Source organism: Hymenobacter negativus (assembly GCF_017571495.1).
Lineage (GTDB): Bacteria > Bacteroidota > Bacteroidia > Cytophagales > Hymenobacteraceae > Hymenobacter > Hymenobacter negativus.
The window spans coordinates 15,526-34,480 of sequence record NZ_JAGETZ010000022.1 but is presented as its reverse complement, the minus strand read 5'-3'; the positions used below and the strand labels follow the sequence as shown (position 1 = coordinate 34,480).

The window sequence follows — 18,955 nt, the reverse complement described above, 5'->3', positions numbered from 1 at the left end:
GGCCTTCTTGTTTATAAAATCGGGTGACCTGTTTCCGGGCGCTAGTCCACGTAGAGCGACTGCACCATGGTCTGGCCGACGGCCTTGAGCGTCTTGCGGTCGATGATGCTCATGTTGTCGGTGGTGGCGTGGTGGTAGGACGGGAAGAAGTCGGTGCCCACCGGCGGGTGGTCGTAGATATCGAGCGTGGGAATACCCGCCTGATTGGTATATACGTGGTCATCGGTAATGGGGTCGGTATCCTGAAAGCGGAAGAAATCGGAGTAGCCCAGCTGGGCCGCAGTGTTCCAGATTTTGTCGAGCGGGCCCCGGGCATTGGTGCGCGAGGTGCCTTCGCGGGTGAAGCTGCCGCCTTTGGCCCCCACCATGTCGAGCAGCACGCCATACTCGGCCTTATAGTTGGCCGGCACCAAGTTTTTGGCCCAGTACTGCGAGCCCAGGCACCAGGATTCGGTGCCGCTGCCGTCGAGCTGGTTTTTCAGGTCCTGCTGGGTTGTGTCGTCGTGGCCCCAGTCTTCGGCATCGAAGAAGATAAAGTCGACGCCCACGTTGGGAGCCAGCGAGTCGGGCTGCTGGCTGAGCACACGGGCCATTTCCAGGGCTACGGCCACGGCGCTGGCGCCGTCGGAAGCGCCGTCCATCGGGGCATTTTTCTTCACTTTGTCATTGTCGGCGAAGGGCCGGGTATCCCAGTGGCCGAAGATAGCCACGCGCCGCGCCGCCGTGGGCTGGTACTGGGCAATGATGTTGCGGGCCTTGATGTTGGTGCCATCAAACGTCATGGCCTCGAAAGGCTGCTGCATTACCTTCAGCCCATAGCTTTTGAGCTTGGCCACCATCCAGTCGCCGCAGGCAATGTGAGCCCTGGAGTTGGGCACGCGCGGCCCAAATGCCACCTGCTTCGCCGTGAAGGCATAGGCCGAGTCGGCGTTGAACACAGGCGCTTTGGGCAGCTTGGGCTCGGCCGTAGCGCCGGAGTCGGCGGTTTCGTTGGTCTTTTTATCCGGGCAGCCGGTGAGGACGAGCAGGCCAGCCAGGGCAGCGAGGGGAAGACGAAGGGTGCGGAAGTTCATGTTTTTTCTGTCATCCTGGGCTTGCGAAGGACCTTATCGCGCCAGGAGGCATGTGGATTAGTAACTCAACTCAATGCCAGCGTAATAAGGTCCTTCGCAAGCTCAGGATGACAGGCAGCTTTACTCCTCGCTATAGGCCCATTCCACGCCGGCCTTGGTGTCTTTTATCACGATGCCCTGGCTTTTGAGGGCGGCCCGGATGACGTCTACCTTGTCGTAGGCTTTTTCGGCTTTGGCTTCGGTGTAAAACTCCAGCGTGAGCTTGAGCAGCTCTTCGGCATTGGCGCGGGGCTCGTCTTGCAGGCCCAGGATGTCGGTCACCACGGCGCGGTAGGCTTCCACAGCCTCGGCCAGGGCGCCCGACGATACGGTGGCCATGGCCGCGGTGCTGGTGGCCAGGGTATTGAACTTGCGCAGCAGGTTGAACAGGCTGGCGATGGCGCGGGCCGTGTTCAGGTCATCATTCAGGCCCACAAACACATCGGCAACCAGCTTGCGCAGTTCCTCGTCGCCGGTGGCGGTGTCGGGCTGGCGGCCTTCGGCCAGTGGCATCACCGTACGGTCACGGATTACTTCGCCCGACAGGCTGTCGGCGGCCAGCTTATCGAGCAGACGTAGGCCATTCATCAGCTTGCGGTAGCCTTTGCGGGCGGCTTGCAGGGCGTCGTCGCTCACATCGACCGGGCTGCGGTAGTGGGCTTGCAGTAGGAAGAAGCGCACCACCATCGGCGAGTAGCCGAACGCCAGCGGCCCGGTTGGCCCCTTGAACATGTCGCCGAGCAACACGAAGTTGCCCAGGCTCTTGCTCATCTTGGTGCCGTTCACGGTTATCATGTTGTTGTGTACCCAGAAGCGCGCCTCGTCGGTGTGCGAGTGGCTACCCTGGCTTTGCGCGATTTCGCACTCGTGGTGCGGAAACATGAGGTCGAGGCCACCGCCGTGGATGTCGGAGATGTCGCCCAGGTACTTGCGACTCATGGCCGAGCACTCCAGGTGCCAGCCGGGGAAGCCTTCGCCCCAGGGCGAGGGCCAGCGCATGATGTGCTCGGGCGAAGCGTTTTTCCAGAGGGCAAAGTCCAGCGGGCTGCGCTTCTCGCTCTGGCCTTCGAGGCCGGCGCGGGTACCGGCCAACTGGTCCTCAATGCTGCGGTTCGAGAGCTTGCCGTAGCGTTGGTGCTCGTTATACTTGGGTACGTCGAAATACACCGAGCCATTCACCTCATAGGCCAGGCCATTGGCGATGATTTCCTCAATGACCTGAATCTGCTCGATGATGTGGCCGCTGGCCTGGGGCTCGATGTCGGGCGGCAGGCAGCCGAGGGCCAGCATGTGCTGGCGGTAGCGGTTGGTGAAGTGCTGGGCCACCTGCATGGGCTCGATGCGGGCGGCGCGGGCGGCCTTTTCCATCTTGTCTTCGCCGGTATCGGCGTCGCTTTCGAGGTGGCCTACGTCGGTGATGTTGCGCACGTAGCGTACCTGGTAGCCCAAGAAACGCAGGTAGCGCGTGAGCACATCGAACACCACCGGGCCGCGCGCGTTGCCCAAATGAGCTTCGCTATACACAGTAGGACCGCACAAATACACGCCCACCTGGGGCGGATGCACGGGCTGGAATTCTTCTTTCTTGCGGGAGAGGGTATTATAAAGCGAGAGCGACATGGTGCAAAGGTAGCGGCTCCCTTCCTCAGATGAGGAAGGGATGTTTCAGCGAAGCTGAAACCGGAGTGATTGACCTCGTTGAACGAAGCCCGAACGATGGTTGCGGACGTGTTGCAACGACAATAACGGGCTGGTTGTTCGAAGATTTGTGGAAGTTGTACCGGGTGTTATTTAGAAGATATTCGGGCTTTATTCGGGTGCTGTTTGTGCTTCGTTCAACTATTTTACCCACCCCCGTCCGAGCTAAAGCTCGAACATCCCCTCCTCATCTGAGGAGGGGAGTTGTTGTTCTACTTTGCTAACTGATAAAGCCCTTCGACCGGAAAATGGTCGCTCCACTTTATTTCGCGGTGCACGCGGCAGCCTTGCACCTGCCACTGCGCAGAGGCAAACTGCTGGTCGATGCGCAGGCCAGGCAGACGGCCGTTGTAGGTGGCCCCGATGCCCAGGCCCACGGTAGCCCAGGCATTCTGAAGATGGTCGGCCAGCTGGTCGTAGGTGTAGGAATAGGGCAGGTCGTTGGTATCGCCGGCTAGCAGCACCGGGTAGGGCGAGCGGGCGATGCGGGCCAGCACGGTATCGACCTGGCTGCCCCGGGCCACGGCTCCGTAGCGGAAGCGGCGCAGCAGGTTGGGGGCTTTGGCGCGCAAGCCGGCGCGGCTGCCGGTAGCGGCGGCAATGTCGCTTTCGGCCATGCTCATGCTTTGCAGGTGCATATTGAATACCCGAATGGTATCGGGGCGGCCGTGGCTGGTGCGGTCGGCGGGCCGGGCCAGGTCGGCCCACATGGCGTGGTTTTGAGACACGTGCCCGAAGTTGATGACGCCTTGGCGCACGATGACGAAGCGCGAGAAAATTGCCATCCCAAACTCAGCACCGGCCCCGTTGGTGAAGCTCGTGGACACGAAAGCGTGCCGCCCGCTGCCCTTCCCCAGCCGCGCCTCAGCCCGGAAGACCCCACTATTTTCTGGCGTACCGGCGGGCTCGTTGTAGAACTCCTGGAGGCAGAGCACATCGGCCGGGCTGTTGGCCAGCCAGTTCATCGAGCCTTTGGACGACGTATAGTTGGGGTCGCGCAGCTCGGCGTACACGTTGAAGATGCGCACATTGGCCGAGAGCATGCTCACCTGGCTGGTCTGCGGGGCAAAAAAGGTGGAATGGATGGTTTCACCATTGTTCAGCTTCTCATCTTGGGCGCTGGATTTTGCCTCGACCGGCAGGTGCAGGGCCAAGCCGCGCTGCACGTGGGGCCACGTCAGGGCCAGGGCGGCAATGGGCAGCAGGGCCATTCGCCAGCTGCGGCGCAGCCAATACAGAGCCAGCAAGGCTGTGCACAGCAAGGCTACCGGCGTGGTGAGGGAGCCGAACACGGCGGGCCAAAAGGCGCTGGGCGGCACCTGCTCGCAGGCAATGGCCAGCAGAAGCCAGACCAGGGTCAGGAATGTAAGTTTGAAGGCAAAGGAGCGGCGCACGGCACAAGCAACGGGGGTTGCAAAGGTAGCGGTACGGGCCCGCCGCGTAGCCGGGGCCGGACGGTAAAAGTTTGCGACTGGAAGCTCGCACGAAATTTGCCCCAGCGCCGTTCCCGGAAAAAGCGCAGCTAATACGGCGGCTCCGCTTCCTTTGTTTTCCGGCTTTTCCACTTTTTCTGCCTTCGGCACCTCTATGCCCCAACTTTTCCGCTTGCTGCGTCGCCCCTTGCTGGTGCTGCTGTTGTTTCTATCAGTAGCATCCGTCCGCGCTACTGCTCCAGTCGAGCCGGGCGCGGCCAGCCTGGAGTTCATCCAAAACAAAGGGCAGTGGGATGGGCGGGTACGCTACGAGGCGGCCCTGCCCGCCGGCCGGCTTTTCGTGCTGCCCACCGGCCTGACCTATAACTTTCTGGACCCGGCCGCGCTGACCCATCACCACGGCGGCAGCCCCAAGTCCACCACCGCCCCCTCCGACAGCATCGCCGGGCACGCCTACACGGTGCATTTCGAAAAGGCCAGCGCCCGCGCTACGCTCACGGCCGAAACCCCCACGGCCGGCGAGCGCAACTATTTCATCGGCAAAGACGAGCGGCGCTGGGCTAGTCACGTTGGGGCCTTCCGCCAGTTGCGCTACACCCGCCTCTGGCCCGGCATCGACCTGACCCTGTACGAAAACGCCGGACAGCACCTGGAATACGACGTGCTGCTGGCCCCCGGAGCCAACCCCGCCCGCGTGGCCCTGCGCTACGAAGGCGCCAGCAGCCTGGCCCTGGACGCGGCCGGCAACCTGGTTATCAAAACCACCGTGGGCACGACTACCGAGCTGGCCCCGAAAGCGTTTCAGACCACGGCTACGGGCCAGCGCCAAGCCGTAGCCTGCCGCTACGTGCTCACGGGCACCACCCTGACCTTCGCCCTGGGCACCTATGACAAGGCCCGGGCCCTGGTCATCGACCCCACCGTGCAGTTCTCCACCCTCACCGGCTCTACAGCCGACAACTGGGGTTTCACCGCCACCTATGACGACAACGGCAACCTCTACTCCGGCGGCATTGTGTGCGACAACCGGGGCGGCAGCTACCCGACCACGCCGGGGGCCTATCGCACCACCTTCGCCAGCACCGAAGACATGGCCATTATGAAGTTCAACACCAGCGCGAGTGGGGCGTCGGCGCGGATGTGGGCCACCTACCTGGGCGGCGTCAGCTCCGATTTTCCGCACAGCTTGGTAGTGAATGCCCGCAACGAACTGGTGCTGCTGGGCAGCACGTCATCCAACAACTATCCTACCACGGCCGGTGCGGTGCAGCGCTCGTTTGCAGGCGGCTCGCGGCTCGACCCTTTTGGCGATGGCGCGCCCTACGACATGCCCAATGGCTCCGATTTGGTGATATCGCGCTTCAGCGCCGATGGCAGCGCCCTGCTGGCCAGCACCTACCTGGGCGGCACCAGCAACGACGGCGTGGTGGCCGCTTCGGGCATTACGGCTAACTACGGCGATGCTTTTCGCAGCGACGTACAATTGGACGGGTCGGGCAACGTGTACGTGGCTTCGGCCACCAGTTCCAGCAATTTCCCGGGCCTGTCCCGGGGGTTCCGGGGCAACTACGGCGGTGGGCTTTCCGATGCCGTGGTGTGCAAGCTGACCGCTGACCTGAGCGCCGTGACGTGGTCTGGCCTGCTCGGCGGCAATAATTCCGACATGGCCTACTGCATTCAGCGCGATGTGCAAGGCCGTATTTTTGTGTGCGGCAGCTCCGTTCAAGCCAGCACCAACCTGCCCAATAACTTTCCTATTACGGCCGGGGCCTACCGCCCTACTTTCCAGGGTGGGGGCATTGATGGGTTTGCGGCCCGCATCAGCGCCGATGGCCAGACGCTGGAACGGAGCACCTTTATCGGGACTGCAGGATACGACCAGGCCCAGCTGCTCCAGCTCGATGGCTTGGGCAACGTGTACTTGTTTGGGCAAACGCTGGGCGCTTTTCCGGTCACCACTGGCAAGTACACCACCGCCAACGGCTCGCTTTTCATTCAGAAGCTGAACCCCGACCTCACCAGCAGCTTCTACAGCACCGTATTCGGCAACGGAGCCGGTACGGGCGCGGGCCCCAACTTGGTGCCCACCGCCTTTCTGGTTGATGACTGTGAGCGCATCTACATCAGCGGCTGGGGCGGCTCGGTGAACGACCGGGGCACCGGCTGGCTGGGCGGCAGCACCGTGGGCCTGCCCGTGACCTCCGGCGCGCTGAAGACAACCACCGACGGCTCCGACTTCTACCTGGCAGAGTTTGCGGCTGGCATGACGGCCCTGGACTATGCCACCTTTTTTGGCCAGCAGGGCGTGCCTGAGCACGTAGATGGCGGCACTTCGCGCTTCGACAAGCGCGGCATTGTGTACCAGGCCGTGTGTGCTAGCTGCGGCGGCGCGCAGGGCTTCCCGACGCCCTCGGGCGCTGGCACCTACACCATTCGCAACGGCAGCACCAACTGCAACAACGGCGCCTTCAAGATGACCTTCGACGTGGTGACGGCCGACCCCGGTCCGCGCCGCTTTGTGTGCGTGGATGGTAGCCCGGTACCACTGGGGGGTACCCCAGCCGGCGGCGTATGGTCCGGGCCGGGCGTGCAGGCGGCCACGGGCGGCGGCTACCGCTTCATGCCCTCTGCCGTAGGGCCTGGTCAATACATCATTCGCTACACGGTGGCCACTACCGGCATCTGTCAGAGCACCCGCACGGTACGCTACGTGGTGGCCCCGCCGGTGGTGCCCGCTATGGTGGCGCTGCCTCCGCAGTGCGTGACGATGCCCGCCGTGGCCCTGACGGCAACACCAACGGGTGGCACGTTTAGCGGGCCGGGCGTGTCGGGCGGCAGCTTCAACCCCGCCACGGCCGGCGCGGGCACCCACACCCTTACCTACACCGTGGCCGACTCGCTGGGCTGCGGCACGACAACCCAACAGGTTTCGGTAGTGAACCCCAGCGCCATTATCGCCGGCCCGGATTCCACGCTGTGCGCCGACCTGCGGCAACCCTTCCAGCTGCGCGGCTACTCGCCGGCCGGCGGCACTTGGAGTGGCACGGGCGTGACACCCGGCGGCTTCTTCACCCCGCCCAATACCAACAACCGCGGCGGCGTATTTCCCCTCACCTACACCGTGCGGCAGGGCCCCTGCACGGCCACCGCCACCCGTCTGGTGGTGCTGGCCCCCACCTCCGAGCAGAACGTGGACCTGAACCTGCCCGTGTGCGCCGCCACCCCGCGCTACGCCGGCCTGGCCCCCTTCGATTGCCCGCTCACGCCCGTGCTGCTGGCCCCGCGCGCCACCTACAGCTGGGACTTCGGCGACGGCAGCCCCCACAGCATCGAGGCCACTCCCACCCACCGCTACGCCACCCCCGGCAGCTACCGCATCCAGCTCACGGCCCGCTACGGCAACTGCGAGGTGCTCACCGGCTTTGCCCCCATGGAAGTGGGCGAAGTGAAAGTACCCAACATCATCACCCCCAACGGCGACCAGCTCAACGACACATTCAAGCCCGTTTTCAGCTGCCTGCCCGCTTCCTTCGACGTTTACACCCGCTGGGGCCAGCGCGTGTACCATACCGACGACTACCACTACGACTGGGATGGCGCCGGCCTGGCTAGTGGCGTGTACTACTACCTGCTGCGCGACACCCAGGACCGCAAAGCCAAGGGATGGGTCGAAATCCGACGCTAGGCTTGTCGCTAATTTTACCCCGCCTGCCATCCTGCGCAAGCTCAGGATGGCAGGCGGTTTCTTTTCCTCTGCCTTATTAATTGTTGATGAATCTACCCCTACTCGCTACGAGTGCCTTACTCTTTGCTACGCTGGCTGCCCCGGCTTTTGCCCAGCCCACTTCACATTCCAGCGCAGCCGATGCCTCGCTGGAGTTTGTGGAGAACAAAGGCCAGTGGGATGCCCGGGCCCGTTACGCGGCAGCCCTCCCCAGTGGCCGGCTTTTTGCCGAAACCGATGGCCTGACCTTCGCTTTAGTCGATGCACCGGCGCTGGCCCACCACGGCCACGAGGCCGGTCGCGAGCACCCGGCGGCTACACCTGCTGACTCGGTATTGCACGGCCACGCCGTGACCCTGCGGTTTGTGGGCGCGGCACCTACGGCGCGGCTGCTGCCCGCCGTGGCCACGGCCGAGCACCGCAACTACTTTCTGGGGGCTGACCCCAAGCACTGGGCCAGCGACGTGCGCAGCTACCGCGAGCTGCGCTACGCCGGCCTGTGGCCCGGTGTGAATGTCCGCGTGTACGAAAGCACCGACCAGCACCTCGAATACGACTTTGAGCTGGCGGCGGGGGTCAACCCGGCCGCCATTGCCCTGCGCCACGACGGCGCCGAGGCCGTGAGCCTGGACGCGGCCGGCAATCTGCTGGTGAAAACCAGCGTGGGCCGCATCACCGAGCGGGCCCCGCAGGCCTGGCAAACCGATGCCGCCGGCCGACGCCAGCCCGTGGCCTGCCGCTACCAGCTGGCCGCTGATGGCACCGTGCATTTTGCGCTGGGCACCTACGACCAGCAGCGCGCACTGACCATCGACCCAGTAGTGGTGTTTTCGACTTATACCGGGTCGTTTGCCGACAACTGGGGGTTTACCTCGACCTACGATGCGCAGGGCAACCTGTACTCGGGCAGCATTGTGTTTGGGACGGGCTATCCAGCCAGTTCGGGGGCTTTCCGCACCACGTTTGCGGGCATGACGGACATTGCCATCATCAAGTACAACACCGCGTTGAGCGGGCCGGGCGCCCGAGTGTGGGCCACCTACCTGGGCGGGGCCAGCACCGATTTCCCCACCAGCCTGGTGGTGAACAACCAGGGCGAGCTGGTGCTGCTGGGCGTGACGTCCAGTCTCGACTACCCTACCACAGCGGGCGTAGTGCAGCGCACCTTTGCGGGCGGCACCTACGCCGACCCCTACGGCTACGGCGCGGCGGAGTCGCTGCCCAACGGCTCCGACCTGGTGCTGACGCGCTTCAACCCCAGCGGCAGTGCCCTGGTGGGCTCAACTTACTTGGGCGGCAGCGCCAACGACGGGCTACTGCCCGTAAACCTGGCCAGCACCGCGCAGCTGGCCCACAACTACGGCGATGCATTTCGGGGCGATGTCCTGGTGGATGCGGCCGACAACGTGTACGTGGCGTCGCACACGGCTTCGGCCAATTTTCCGCTGGGTGGGCAGGGCCTGGGCGGGGCCTACCGGGGCGGCGACACCGACGGCCTCGTGCTCAAGCTCAACCCCGGCCTGACGGCCGTGACCTGGGGTAGCTTTCTGGGTGGGGCGGCTTCGGACGCGGCCTATTCTATTCAGATTGAACCGAGTAGCGGCGATGTGTACGTGGCCGGCGGCACACTCAGCACCAACTTCCCAGCTACTTCAGGAGCTTACAGGACCACGAAGGCCGGCGATGTGGACGGCTTTGTGGCTCGCATTGCAGCCAATGGCTTGACCCTGAGCCGGGCCACGTATCTGGGCACCAATGGCTACGACCAGGCTTATTTCCTGCAATTGGGCAGCGACGGCGGGGTGTACGTGCTGGGCCAGACGGTAGGCGCGTGGCCAACCACGCCGGGCCTGTACACCAGCGCGAACGGGCGGCAGTTCATCCATAAGCTGCGGGCCGATTTGGGGGCTACGCTGCTGGCCACGGTGTTCGGCAGTGGGCGCACCACCATCGACCTCGACCCCACGGCTTTTCTGGTGGACCGCTGCGACCGGGTGTACGTGTGCGGCTGGGGCGGCAGCTCCAACCAGAGCCGCACGTACCTGAGCCTGAACGGCACCACTACAGGCCTACCCACCACGCCCGGTGCCCGGCAAACCACGACCGATGGCAACGATTTCTACCTGGCTCAGTTTTCGGCCGGCCTTACCACCCTGGAATACGCTACGTTCTTTGGTCAGTCGAGCGGCATCGGCGACCATGTGGATGGCGGTACGGCTCGCTTCGACCCACGCGGTGTGGTGTACCAGGCGGTATGTGCCTGCGGGGGCAGCACGGGCTTCCCCATTTTGGGCGGCGTCAACACGTACTCGACCACCAACAACAGCAACAACTGCAACAATGCAGCCTTTGTGCTCAACTTCCAGCCCAACATTGCCAGCGCGGGCTCCGACCAATCGGTATGCGCCACGGCTGGGCCGGTGGCACTGGTGGGCACCCCCGCCGGTGGTGTGTGGAGCGGCACGGGCGTAACGGGCAGCGTGGCCACAGGCTTCGTATTCACGCCCTCGCTGGCCCTGCTCGGCACCCAAATTCTGACCTATACCGTGGCCAGCACCGGCCTGTGCTCCACCGTGGATACCCGCCGCATGGTGGTGGGTACTCCGCCCACGGTCACGTTTGCGCCGGTGGGCACGGGCGTGTTCTGCCGCCTTGCCTTGGGGCCGGCCCTGCCGGCGGTGGCGCTGGTGGCTAGTCCGGCCGGTGGCACCTTCAGCGGGCCGGGCGTGGTGAACAATACTTTCGACCCCATGCTGGCCGGCGCAGGCACTCACACGCTCACCTACACCTCCTTCAACGGCTGCACCGTAGCCGTAAGCCAGCAGGTGCGGGTGGTCTTCGTATCAGTTGGCCCTTCTACAACCCTGTGCATGCCCGCCGCACCCGTTGCCCTGACGGGTAGCCCGGCGGGCGGCACCTGGGCCGGGCCGGGCGTGACGGGCAGCGTGGCCACAGGCTTTGTGTTCACGCCTACGGTGGGCATGCCGCGCGTCAACGCTCTGGTTTATTCGGTGCGAACCGAAGCGCCCAACTCGTCATCACAGACCTGCCTTAGCGCGGCTACCATGTCATTTACGGTGGTGCAGGACCCGGGCATCCGCCTCACGCCGCTGGGCCCGCTGTGCGTGAACAATACCACCCGCCAGCCCCTGACGGCTACCCCAACCGGCGGCGTCTGGAGCGGGCCAGGGGTGAGCTTCAGCGGCTCGGGCTACTCTTTCCTGCCCGTCAATGGCGTGGGCACTTACGCCCTCACCTACCGAATCAACGACTTTACCTGCTCATATGCGGCCAGCATGAACGTGGTGGTTTCCAATAACACCACGGCATTTGCCTCCGCCGATACTGTGCTATGCCCCGGCACCACACAGGCGTTTCGGCTGCGGGGCACGCCGGCGGGCGGCACCTGGACCGGGCCGGGCGTGACCGGCAGCCCCACCACTGGCTACCAGTTTGCGCCGGCCGGGCTCACGGGCAGCGCCAGCCTGACGTATTCGGTGGAAAACGGCGGCTGCGTGGCCACGGCCGTGCGACGCGTTTCCATTGCTCCCGTGCCAGACGGCGTGCCCTCCTGGACGCCACTGGTCTGCCCCGAAACCCGGTTGGCACCGCTCACGGTGCGCTTTCAGGTACCGCTCAATTCGGCGGCACCTTACACTGCGTTGGTGTGGGATTTTGGCGACGGCACCACTTCTACCGAAACCAGCCCCGTGCACACCTACACCACGGTGGGCAGCTTCCGGCCCAGCCTACGGCAGCGCTACAGCGTGGGCCGCTGCGAGATTCAAAGTACTCTGCCGGCTGTGGTTACCAAGGAGCGCAAGGTGCCCAACATCATCACTCCCAACGGCGACGACCAGAACGAAACCTTCCAGCTCGGCCCCGATTGCCAAGCCCGCTTCCAGGTGTTTTCGCGCTGGGGCCAGCAGGTATTTGAGTCGGCCGCCTATCACGACGAATGGAACGCCGCTGGCCTTCCCGATGGCGTGTATTATTACCTCCTGACCTACGCCGACGGTCACCGGGTGAAAGGCTGGGTAGAAGTGCTGCGCTAGGCCTTCCGCCGTTGAAGAGCCACAGCCCGAAGACAGGTTTGTGGCGCACAAGTGCCCAGAAGACAAAGCCGCGTAGCGGTGACAGACTCCCAACTGGCTCTGTCACTGCTACGCGGCTTTTATTGCTCTAAACAGTATTTTACGGCAAACCTGTCTTCGGGCTATTTAACCCGACTGCTGCCTGAATCACCCACAAACCAGCGGGCGACGGCTTGTTGAAGGTCGGTGCTATCCGGGGCGTGGTCGGAAGCCCAGGCGACAATTCCATCGGGCCGTATCAGGGCGGCGCTCAGGCCTAGCTGGTCTTTCGCCTGGCCCGCAATGTACTTCAGTTGGTTACCGAACTCGCTTGCCAGGGTTTTCAAGGAACTATTCGACTCGAAATCAAGCAGTATCCCTTGGCCATCACGCAGCAGCTCACCAATCGTGGTCCCGTCTTCGAACTCAAAATTGGGGATGCTGCGGCCGGCTAGCGGGTGGGCACCACCGAGGGCGTAGTGCGTGGAGACGCCCCACACCCGCCCGGCAAAATAGGTGGCCCCGTCGCGTGTGCTCATCAGGTCCCGGACGATGGCATGCAGCGCACGCGCAGCCGGTGCGGGGTTCATGATGGCAACCTGGGCGCGTGACCAATCCAGCACCTGCGCCCCAATGGGGTGCCGTTCGGTATGGTAGCTGTCCAGCAAGCCAGCCGGCGCTTGCCCGTGGATGGTAGCGGCAAGCTTCCAGCCCAGGTTCAGGGCATCGCCCAGCCCTAGGTTAAGCCCCTGACCGCCCAGCGGCGAATGAATGTGCGCAGCGTCGCCGGCCAGCAGCATGCGTCCGTTGCGGTAGGCGGTGGCCTGCCGGGCGCGGTCCGTCCAGGTGCTGGCAATGTGCAGGGCGCTGATGGTGACGTCGGTGTTCGAGATGCGGCGCAGCAGCTCCTGTATGTATTCAAGCGTGACGGGCTGGCCAGCGTGGTGGGCTGCTCCGCCATCAAAATCCTGCAGTATCAGGTAACCCGGTTGGGATTGCATGTACATACCGGTGGGGGTTACGTTGCGGCCGAGGCGGAGCTTCTCGGGGTCGGCGATGTCGACCTGGACCGAGTAGCCGGTGAATTCCGGCTCCGTGCCGGCGAACTCAAACCCGCCCGTCTTCCGTACCACGCTCCGGCTGCCATCGCACCCGACGAGCCATTTGCCCTCCCACGAACGGTCTTCGGCCCGAACCGTCACCCCATCTGCAGTCTGCTGCGCAGCGGTAATGGCCAGCCCGCGCCTGATTACAACTCCCAGGCCTTCGGCGCGGCGGGCCAGCACCGTTTCCAGCTCTTCCAGCTCCGAAACCAGTTGAACAGCGGTTGAGCTGGGCAGGCGATACGGCCATTGCGCGGCGTCAACCATCGTCTCATCAAATTGAATACCGGCGAAGTGGCCGCCCCGCTTGGGCTTTGCGCCCTGGCCAGTCGGCGAGGCGGCATGCGGACTGCTAACCTGCTTGGGAACCTTCAGCTCCTGCAGCAGTCCCCGGCGGTAGAGTGCTTCCACAGATGGGGCATTGAGCCCCCGTATCCCGAACGGTAGCCGCTTTAGGGGCGAATGCGGCTGTTCCGCCTTTTCCAGTAGCAGCACGGAGCAGCGGGCCTGCGCCAGCTCGCAGGCCAGAAACAGCCCGACTGGCCCGGCGCCGGCAATAATAACATCATAAACAGGTTGATTTGACGCAGCTTGCGCGTTTTCAGGAGTAGCTTTCATGAACACAAAGCTCCGGTAAGCGCTGGCGCCAGGCTTGTATAAACGCGACAAAATGGGGGCGTACCGCAGACTTGTTTTCCAACGCGCTGGTAACCGTGTATGGCATGATGGGGCAATGCATTCGCATTCAGCGCCTCGCTATAATTAGTCAGGATAAAAAATATATACCCTGATAGATAGTCGTTTGAATCAATATTATTCCATAATTTTAGCACCATGAAAAAGGCAATACTAATCTCATTTGCACTTGCTGTGGCATTTGGACTTGGCTTTGCCTTCAACGATTTAATCAGTGTCACGTCAAACCATTATACCAACATGAGGAAAGTAACAGGCATAGGGGGAGTATTTTTTAAATGCCAGGACCCCAACAAGATGCGGGAGTGGTACAAGACCCATCTCGGGTTGAACACCAACGATTACGGCGCAGTATTCGAGTGGAGACAGGCCACCGACGCAAGCCAAAAAGGCTTTACCCAATGGAGCCCGTTTGAAGCTGCCACCAACTACTTCGCGCCCTCCTCAAAAGACTTCATGATTAATTACCGCGTCGAAAACCTCGTATTGCTTGTTGAAGAGCTGAAAAAGGAAGGCGTGACCATCGTGGACGAAATCGAAACCTACGATTATGGGAAGTTCGTCCACATCCTGGATGCCGAGGGAAACAAGGTGGAGCTATGGGAGCCCAACGACATCGAATATGAAAAACTCGGCGTTGAGATGGAAAGTCAGACCACAAAATGAGCGGACGCCATTCGGCAGCAATGTGTAGCTGTTATCCTGAGCATTCTGAGCAGTAGTCAGCTCCGGGTGAATGCGATAAAATCGGAGCTTGCTGCTGGTTTCCCCTTCCTTGCTTTTCGGGCAAATGCCGCGGGCGTCGTGCCGCTGTAGCGCTTGAACTCCCGGCTCAAATGGGCCTGGTCCGTATAGCCCAGCTCCTGCGCCAAGCCAGCCAGGCTGGCCCGCGGGTGCTGCCATAAGTGGTTGCGGACCTGCTCGAAGCGCATCAGGCTGGATACGTCTTTCACCGTATAACCAGCCGCTTGCTTGAACTTTCGCTCCAGGGTTCGAACCGTGGCATGGGCCGCTGCCGCTACCTGGCTTACGGGCACGATGCCGTTGGCTTCCCGCAACGCAGCGCCTGCTTTAACCAGCGTGTTGTCATCGGCAATCCGCGACCGGGCTTGCAGGAAATACTGGGCTAGCTGCGCCACCGCTTCCGGTATTCTATCCGCCTGAACCCAGTGGGCCAACGAGGCTTGCAGCTGGGCAATGGGGTGCTCAACGATGCGCACGCCGTCCTGGCCGGATGGCAGGCTGAGCAGCTCAAATATGGTCCAGGGAAAGCACCGGACACCGATAATTTCCAATCGGTGTCCGGTGTTGAAAAGCGCCGGCTGATTGAGCAGCCCCACCATAAACGGGGAGGGCAAGGGCTGCCAGCTTCCGTTGACAGATATGCTGCAAGTGCTTCCGAAATAAAAAATAATTTCAGCGTAGCCATCCGGCACCACCTCAAAGCTCGCCGGTGATTCTCCGAATTCTTGCCGGTTGTGCCAAAAGCACTTGATGGTATCCCGGAGCGCTTCAGGCGGGGCAAATTCTTGGTGCTGCATTGCTTGAAAGGTAATCTATTCGGGCCGCTCGCGCCACAAGAAGCACATTACAGATGCAAGCGGAATGCGGCGCGGCGTGGCGGCCGGCTCAAGGCAGCCTTTCGTGCTGCCCGCGCCCTGGGCGGCAGACCTCAACAAACCATATTCTGTCCGCGTAGTGTCTGCTTACCGGGGCTTTATCTTTATGAGCACCCACCGCACTTTTTATTACCACGGATGAAGCTACTGCTACTGCTCGAAGCTGGACTGCTGTTCAATTTTACCGCTAACGCGCAGGCCGACACCCACTCCGGGCAGGCCGGGCGCACGCTGGAATTCGTTGAGAACAAAGGCCAGTGGGACGCCCGTGCCCGCTACGAGGCCCCGCTGCCCGGCGGCCGGCTTTTTGCCGAAACCACCGGCCTCACTTTCGCCCTGCTGGCCGATGGTGGCCCCGCCCAGCACGGCCACCAGGGCCGGCCGAAAAAGGACGCGCCGGCTCCGGATAAAACCATTCGTGGCCACGCTTTCACGCTGCGCTTCGATGGGGCCGCGCCGGCCACCATCACCGCCGAAATGCCCACGGCCGAGCACCGCAACTACTTTCTGGGGGCTGACCCCAAGCACTGGGCCAGCGACGTGCGCGGCTACCGCGCGCTGCGCTACGCCGGCCTGTGGCCCGGCGTGAACGCCCGCGTCTACGAAAGCGCCGACCAGCACCTCGAATACGACTTTGAGCTGGCGGCGGGGGCCAACCCGGCCGCCATTGCCCTGCGCCACGACGGCACCGACGGCGTGAGCCTGGATGCCGCCACTGGCAGCCTGCTGGTGAAAACCAGCGTGGGCCGCATCACCGAGCGCGCCCCGCGGGCCTGGCAAACCGATGCCGCCGGCCGCCGCCAGCCCGTGCCCTGCCGCTACGTGCTCAGTGGCCCGGTGGTGCGCTTCGCGCTGGGCGCGTATGATGTTTCGCGCCCGCTGACCATCGACCCGGTGGTGGTGTTTTCGACCTACTCGGGCTCGACGGCCGACAACTGGGGCTTCACGGCAACTTATGACAACGCGGGCAACCTGTACTCGGGCGGCATTGCGTTTGGGCCGGGCTACCCCACCAGCCCGGGCGCCTTCCAAACCACTTTCGCCGCCCTGATTGACATTGCCATCATCAAGTACAACACCAGCCTGAACGGGCCGGCGGCGCGGGCCTGGGCCACCTACATCGGCGGCAGCAGCGCCGATTTTCCGCACAGCCTGGTAGTGAATAGCCTGGGCGAATTGCTGATACTGGGCTCGTCGGGCTCAACCAATTACCCCATCACTTCGGGAGCCTTCCAGCGCGTTTACGGCGGGGGCAGCAGCGCCGCCCCGTTTGGCTACGGCGCGCCCTACGACTCGCCCAACGGCTCCGATTTGGTGGTTACCCGGCTTAATGCGGCGGGCACGGGGGTGGTGGGCTCTACGTATCTGGGCGGCTCGGGCAACGACGGCCTGCTTCCGCTGAACGTCAACGTCTCGCCCTTCAACCCCACGCCCCAGCTGTCGCACAACTACGGCGACCCGTTTCGGGGCGATATTCTGACCGATGCGGCCAACAACGTGTACATCGCCTCGCACACAACGTCCCCCAATTTCCCGGTGGCCCGCGGCTTCAACAGCACCTACCGGGGCGGCACTTCCGACGGCGTGGTGTGCAAGCTCAGCCCCGACCTCACGGCCCTGACCTGGAGCAGCTTTCTGGGCGGCAGCGGGCCCGATGCCGCGTATTCGATTCAGATTGAGCCGGCTAGTGGCGACGTGTATGTGGCTGGTGGCACGCTCAGTCCCAACTTTCCCACTACTACGGGCGCTTACATCACCGCCCGGCCCGGCAATGTGGACGGCTTTGTGGCCCGGATTTCGGCCAGCGGCACGGGGTTGCTGCGGGCCACCTACGTAGGCACCTCTCTCTACGACCAGGCCTATTTCCTGCAATTGGGCACCGATGGCGGGGTGTACCTGCTGGGCCAGACGCTGGGCTCGTTCCCAGTTTCGCCGGGCGTTTTTCGAACTACCAACGGCACGCAGTTCATTCAGAAGCTCAGCGCCGACCTGAGCCAGAGCCTGCTGTCTACCTCGTTTGGCAGCTCCGACCCGGATAATTTTGACCTCATCAGCCTCGACCCCACGGCATTTTTGGTGGACCGCTGCGACCGGGTGTACGTGTGCGGCTGGGGCGGCCAGGTGAACGGCCGCACTTTGCCCAACTTCCCCACCACCTACCTGTACCAGTCGGCCAACGGCACCACCACCGGCCTGCCCGTGACCACCGACGCGGTGCAACCCACCACCGACGGCAACGACTTCTACCTGGCCCAGTTCTCGGCTGGCCTCACCAACCTGGCTTACGCCACCTATTACGGCCTGGTAGACCCCGCCGCCGAAGGCGAGCACGTCGACGGCGGCACCTCGCGCTTCGACCCGCGCGGCATTGTGTACCAGGCGGTTTGCTCTTGCTTTTCGCCCACGGGCTTCCCAATTCCATCGGGTGCCCACACCTACTCGGCCACCAACAACAGCGGCACGGCTTTCGGCACGAGCTGCAACAACGCCGCTTTCGTGCTCAACTTCCAGCCCGGCATAGCCAACGCCGGACCGCCCCAGACGTTGTGCGTGACCACTACGCCGCTGCCGTTGGTGGGCACGCCGGCAGGTGGCATCTGGAGCGGGGTAGGCGTGACGGGCAGCGTGGCCACTGGCTTTGCATTCACCCCCTCAGCCGCGGTGGTGGGCACCCAAACCCTGACCTACACCTTGGTTGGCACCGGCCAATGCACCACCACCGACACCCGCCTGGTAACCGTGCTGCCGCCCGCCAATGCAGGCGCCGATACCGTGCTGTGCCCCGGCAGCACGCAGTCGTTTCGGCTGCGGGGCACACCAGCGGGCGGCATCTTCACCGGCCTGGGGGTGACAGGCAGCGTGGCCACGGGCTTCACGTTCACGCCGCCGGCCGGGTTCTCGGGCACTACAACGCTGACCTATACCATCACCTCCGCCACGCTCTGCTCGGGTAATGCCCGGCGGCAGATATCGGTAGCGCCAGAACCGGTGCTCCAGCCTACCTGGGCCAGCACCAATTGCCCCGAGTACCGGCTGTCGCCCCTCACGCTGCGCTTCACCCTGGACGGTACCGGGCTGCCGGCCTCGCCCACACCAGTCTGGGAGTTTGGTGATGGCACCCAGTCGTCGGAGTTCAATCCTACGCACACCTACACTACGGCCGGCAGCTTCACGCCCCGCGTGCGCCTGCGCTACAATACCGACCGTTGCGAAGTGCAGGCCACGTTGCCCGTGGTAGAAGTCAAAACCCAGAAGGTGCCCAATATCATCACCCCCAACGGCGATGGCCAGAACCAAACCTTCCAGTTGGGGCCCGACTGCTACCCGCGCCTGCAAATCTTTTCCCGCTGGGGCCAGCAGGTATTCGAGTCCTCCACTTACCACGACAACTGGGCTGCCGACGGACTGCCCAGCGGCGTGTACTACTACCTAGCCGTTTACCCCGACGGCCACCGCCTCAAAGGCACCGTGGAAGTAGTGCGGTAACGCTTCGCTTA

Annotated in this window: 9 protein-coding genes; 4 read left to right on the top strand and 5 right to left on the bottom strand. The window is 63.4% G+C overall.

Going from position 1 to position 18,955, the window contains the following annotated elements; genetic code table 11:
* Positions 1-41: 41 nt before the first annotated feature.
* The 3 genes from J4E00_RS27740 to J4E00_RS30150 all read right to left on the bottom strand — a co-directional run bounded on the left by J4E00_RS27740 (position 42) and on the right by J4E00_RS30150 (position 4,204).
* On the bottom strand, positions 42-1,073 hold the full coding sequence (locus tag J4E00_RS27740; protein WP_208178615.1) for a M28 family peptidase: 1,032 nt from the start codon (positions 1,071-1,073) through the stop codon (positions 42-44).
* A gap of 120 nt (positions 1,074-1,193) precedes the next feature.
* Positions 1,194-2,732: a cysteine--tRNA ligase gene (cysS, locus tag J4E00_RS27735; RefSeq protein WP_208178614.1), complete on the bottom strand. Its 1,539-nt coding sequence runs from the start codon at positions 2,730-2,732 to the stop codon at positions 1,194-1,196.
* 290 nt (positions 2,733-3,022) lie between these two features.
* A complete protein-coding gene (locus tag J4E00_RS30150; protein ID WP_208178613.1) occupies positions 3,023-4,204 on the bottom strand; it encodes an endonuclease/exonuclease/phosphatase family protein in 1,182 nt (393 codons plus the stop codon).
* Between the two features lie 193 nt (positions 4,205-4,397).
* On the opposite strand from J4E00_RS30150, the gene J4E00_RS27725 reads away from it, so the two are divergent.
* Both J4E00_RS27725 and J4E00_RS27720 read left to right on the top strand, forming a co-directional pair.
* Positions 4,398-7,928, top strand: a complete 3,531-nt coding sequence (locus tag J4E00_RS27725; protein WP_208178612.1) for a gliding motility-associated C-terminal domain-containing protein — start codon at positions 4,398-4,400, stop codon at positions 7,926-7,928.
* A gap of 86 nt (positions 7,929-8,014) precedes the next feature.
* Positions 8,015-12,022 (top strand): gliding motility-associated C-terminal domain-containing protein, encoded by a 4,008-nt coding sequence (locus J4E00_RS27720; RefSeq protein WP_208178611.1) that lies wholly within the window; start codon positions 8,015-8,017, stop codon positions 12,020-12,022.
* A 161-nt stretch (positions 12,023-12,183) separates the two neighbouring features.
* Here the strand turns inward: J4E00_RS27720 and J4E00_RS27715 are convergent, their stop codons facing one another.
* Positions 12,184-13,761, bottom strand: coding sequence for an FAD-dependent monooxygenase (locus J4E00_RS27715; protein ID WP_208178610.1), 1,578 nt, complete (start codon positions 13,759-13,761; stop codon positions 12,184-12,186).
* A 216-nt stretch (positions 13,762-13,977) separates the two neighbouring features.
* Here J4E00_RS27715 and J4E00_RS27710 point away from each other — a divergent pair, with 216 nt between their 5' ends.
* A complete protein-coding gene (locus J4E00_RS27710) occupies positions 13,978-14,505 on the top strand; it encodes a VOC family protein (protein ID WP_317196685.1) in 528 nt (175 codons plus the stop codon).
* 56 nt (positions 14,506-14,561) lie between these two features.
* Here J4E00_RS27710 and J4E00_RS27705 read toward each other — a convergent pair whose 3' ends face one another.
* Positions 14,562-15,380: a helix-turn-helix domain-containing protein gene (locus J4E00_RS27705; RefSeq protein WP_208178609.1), complete on the bottom strand. Its 819-nt coding sequence runs from the start codon at positions 15,378-15,380 to the stop codon at positions 14,562-14,564.
* Between the two features lie 216 nt (positions 15,381-15,596).
* On the opposite strand from J4E00_RS27705, the gene J4E00_RS27700 reads away from it, so the two are divergent.
* Complete coding sequence (locus J4E00_RS27700; protein WP_208178608.1) at positions 15,597-18,944, top strand: gliding motility-associated C-terminal domain-containing protein; 3,348 nt, start codon at positions 15,597-15,599, stop codon at positions 18,942-18,944.
* Positions 18,945-18,955: the final 11 nt, after the last annotated feature.

Coding starts and splice junctions, on each gene's coding strand:
- J4E00_RS27740 (WP_208178615.1), bottom strand. CDS start 1,073: ATGAACTTCCGCACCCTTCGTCTTCCCCTCGCTGCCCTGGCTGGCCTG.
- cysS (WP_208178614.1), bottom strand. CDS start 2,732: ATGTCGCTCTCGCTTTATAATACCCTCTCCCGCAAGAAAGAAGAATTC.
- J4E00_RS27725 (WP_208178612.1), top strand. CDS start 4,398: ATGCCCCAACTTTTCCGCTTGCTGCGTCGCCCCTTGCTGGTGCTGCTG.
- J4E00_RS27720 (WP_208178611.1), top strand. CDS start 8,015: ATGAATCTACCCCTACTCGCTACGAGTGCCTTACTCTTTGCTACGCTG.
- J4E00_RS27715 (WP_208178610.1), bottom strand. CDS start 13,761: ATGAAAGCTACTCCTGAAAACGCGCAAGCTGCGTCAAATCAACCTGTT.
- J4E00_RS27710 (WP_317196685.1), top strand. CDS start 13,978: ATGAAAAAGGCAATACTAATCTCATTTGCACTTGCTGTGGCATTTGGA.
- J4E00_RS27705 (WP_208178609.1), bottom strand. CDS start 15,380: ATGCAGCACCAAGAATTTGCCCCGCCTGAAGCGCTCCGGGATACCATC.
- J4E00_RS27700 (WP_208178608.1), top strand. CDS start 15,597: ATGAAGCTACTGCTACTGCTCGAAGCTGGACTGCTGTTCAATTTTACC.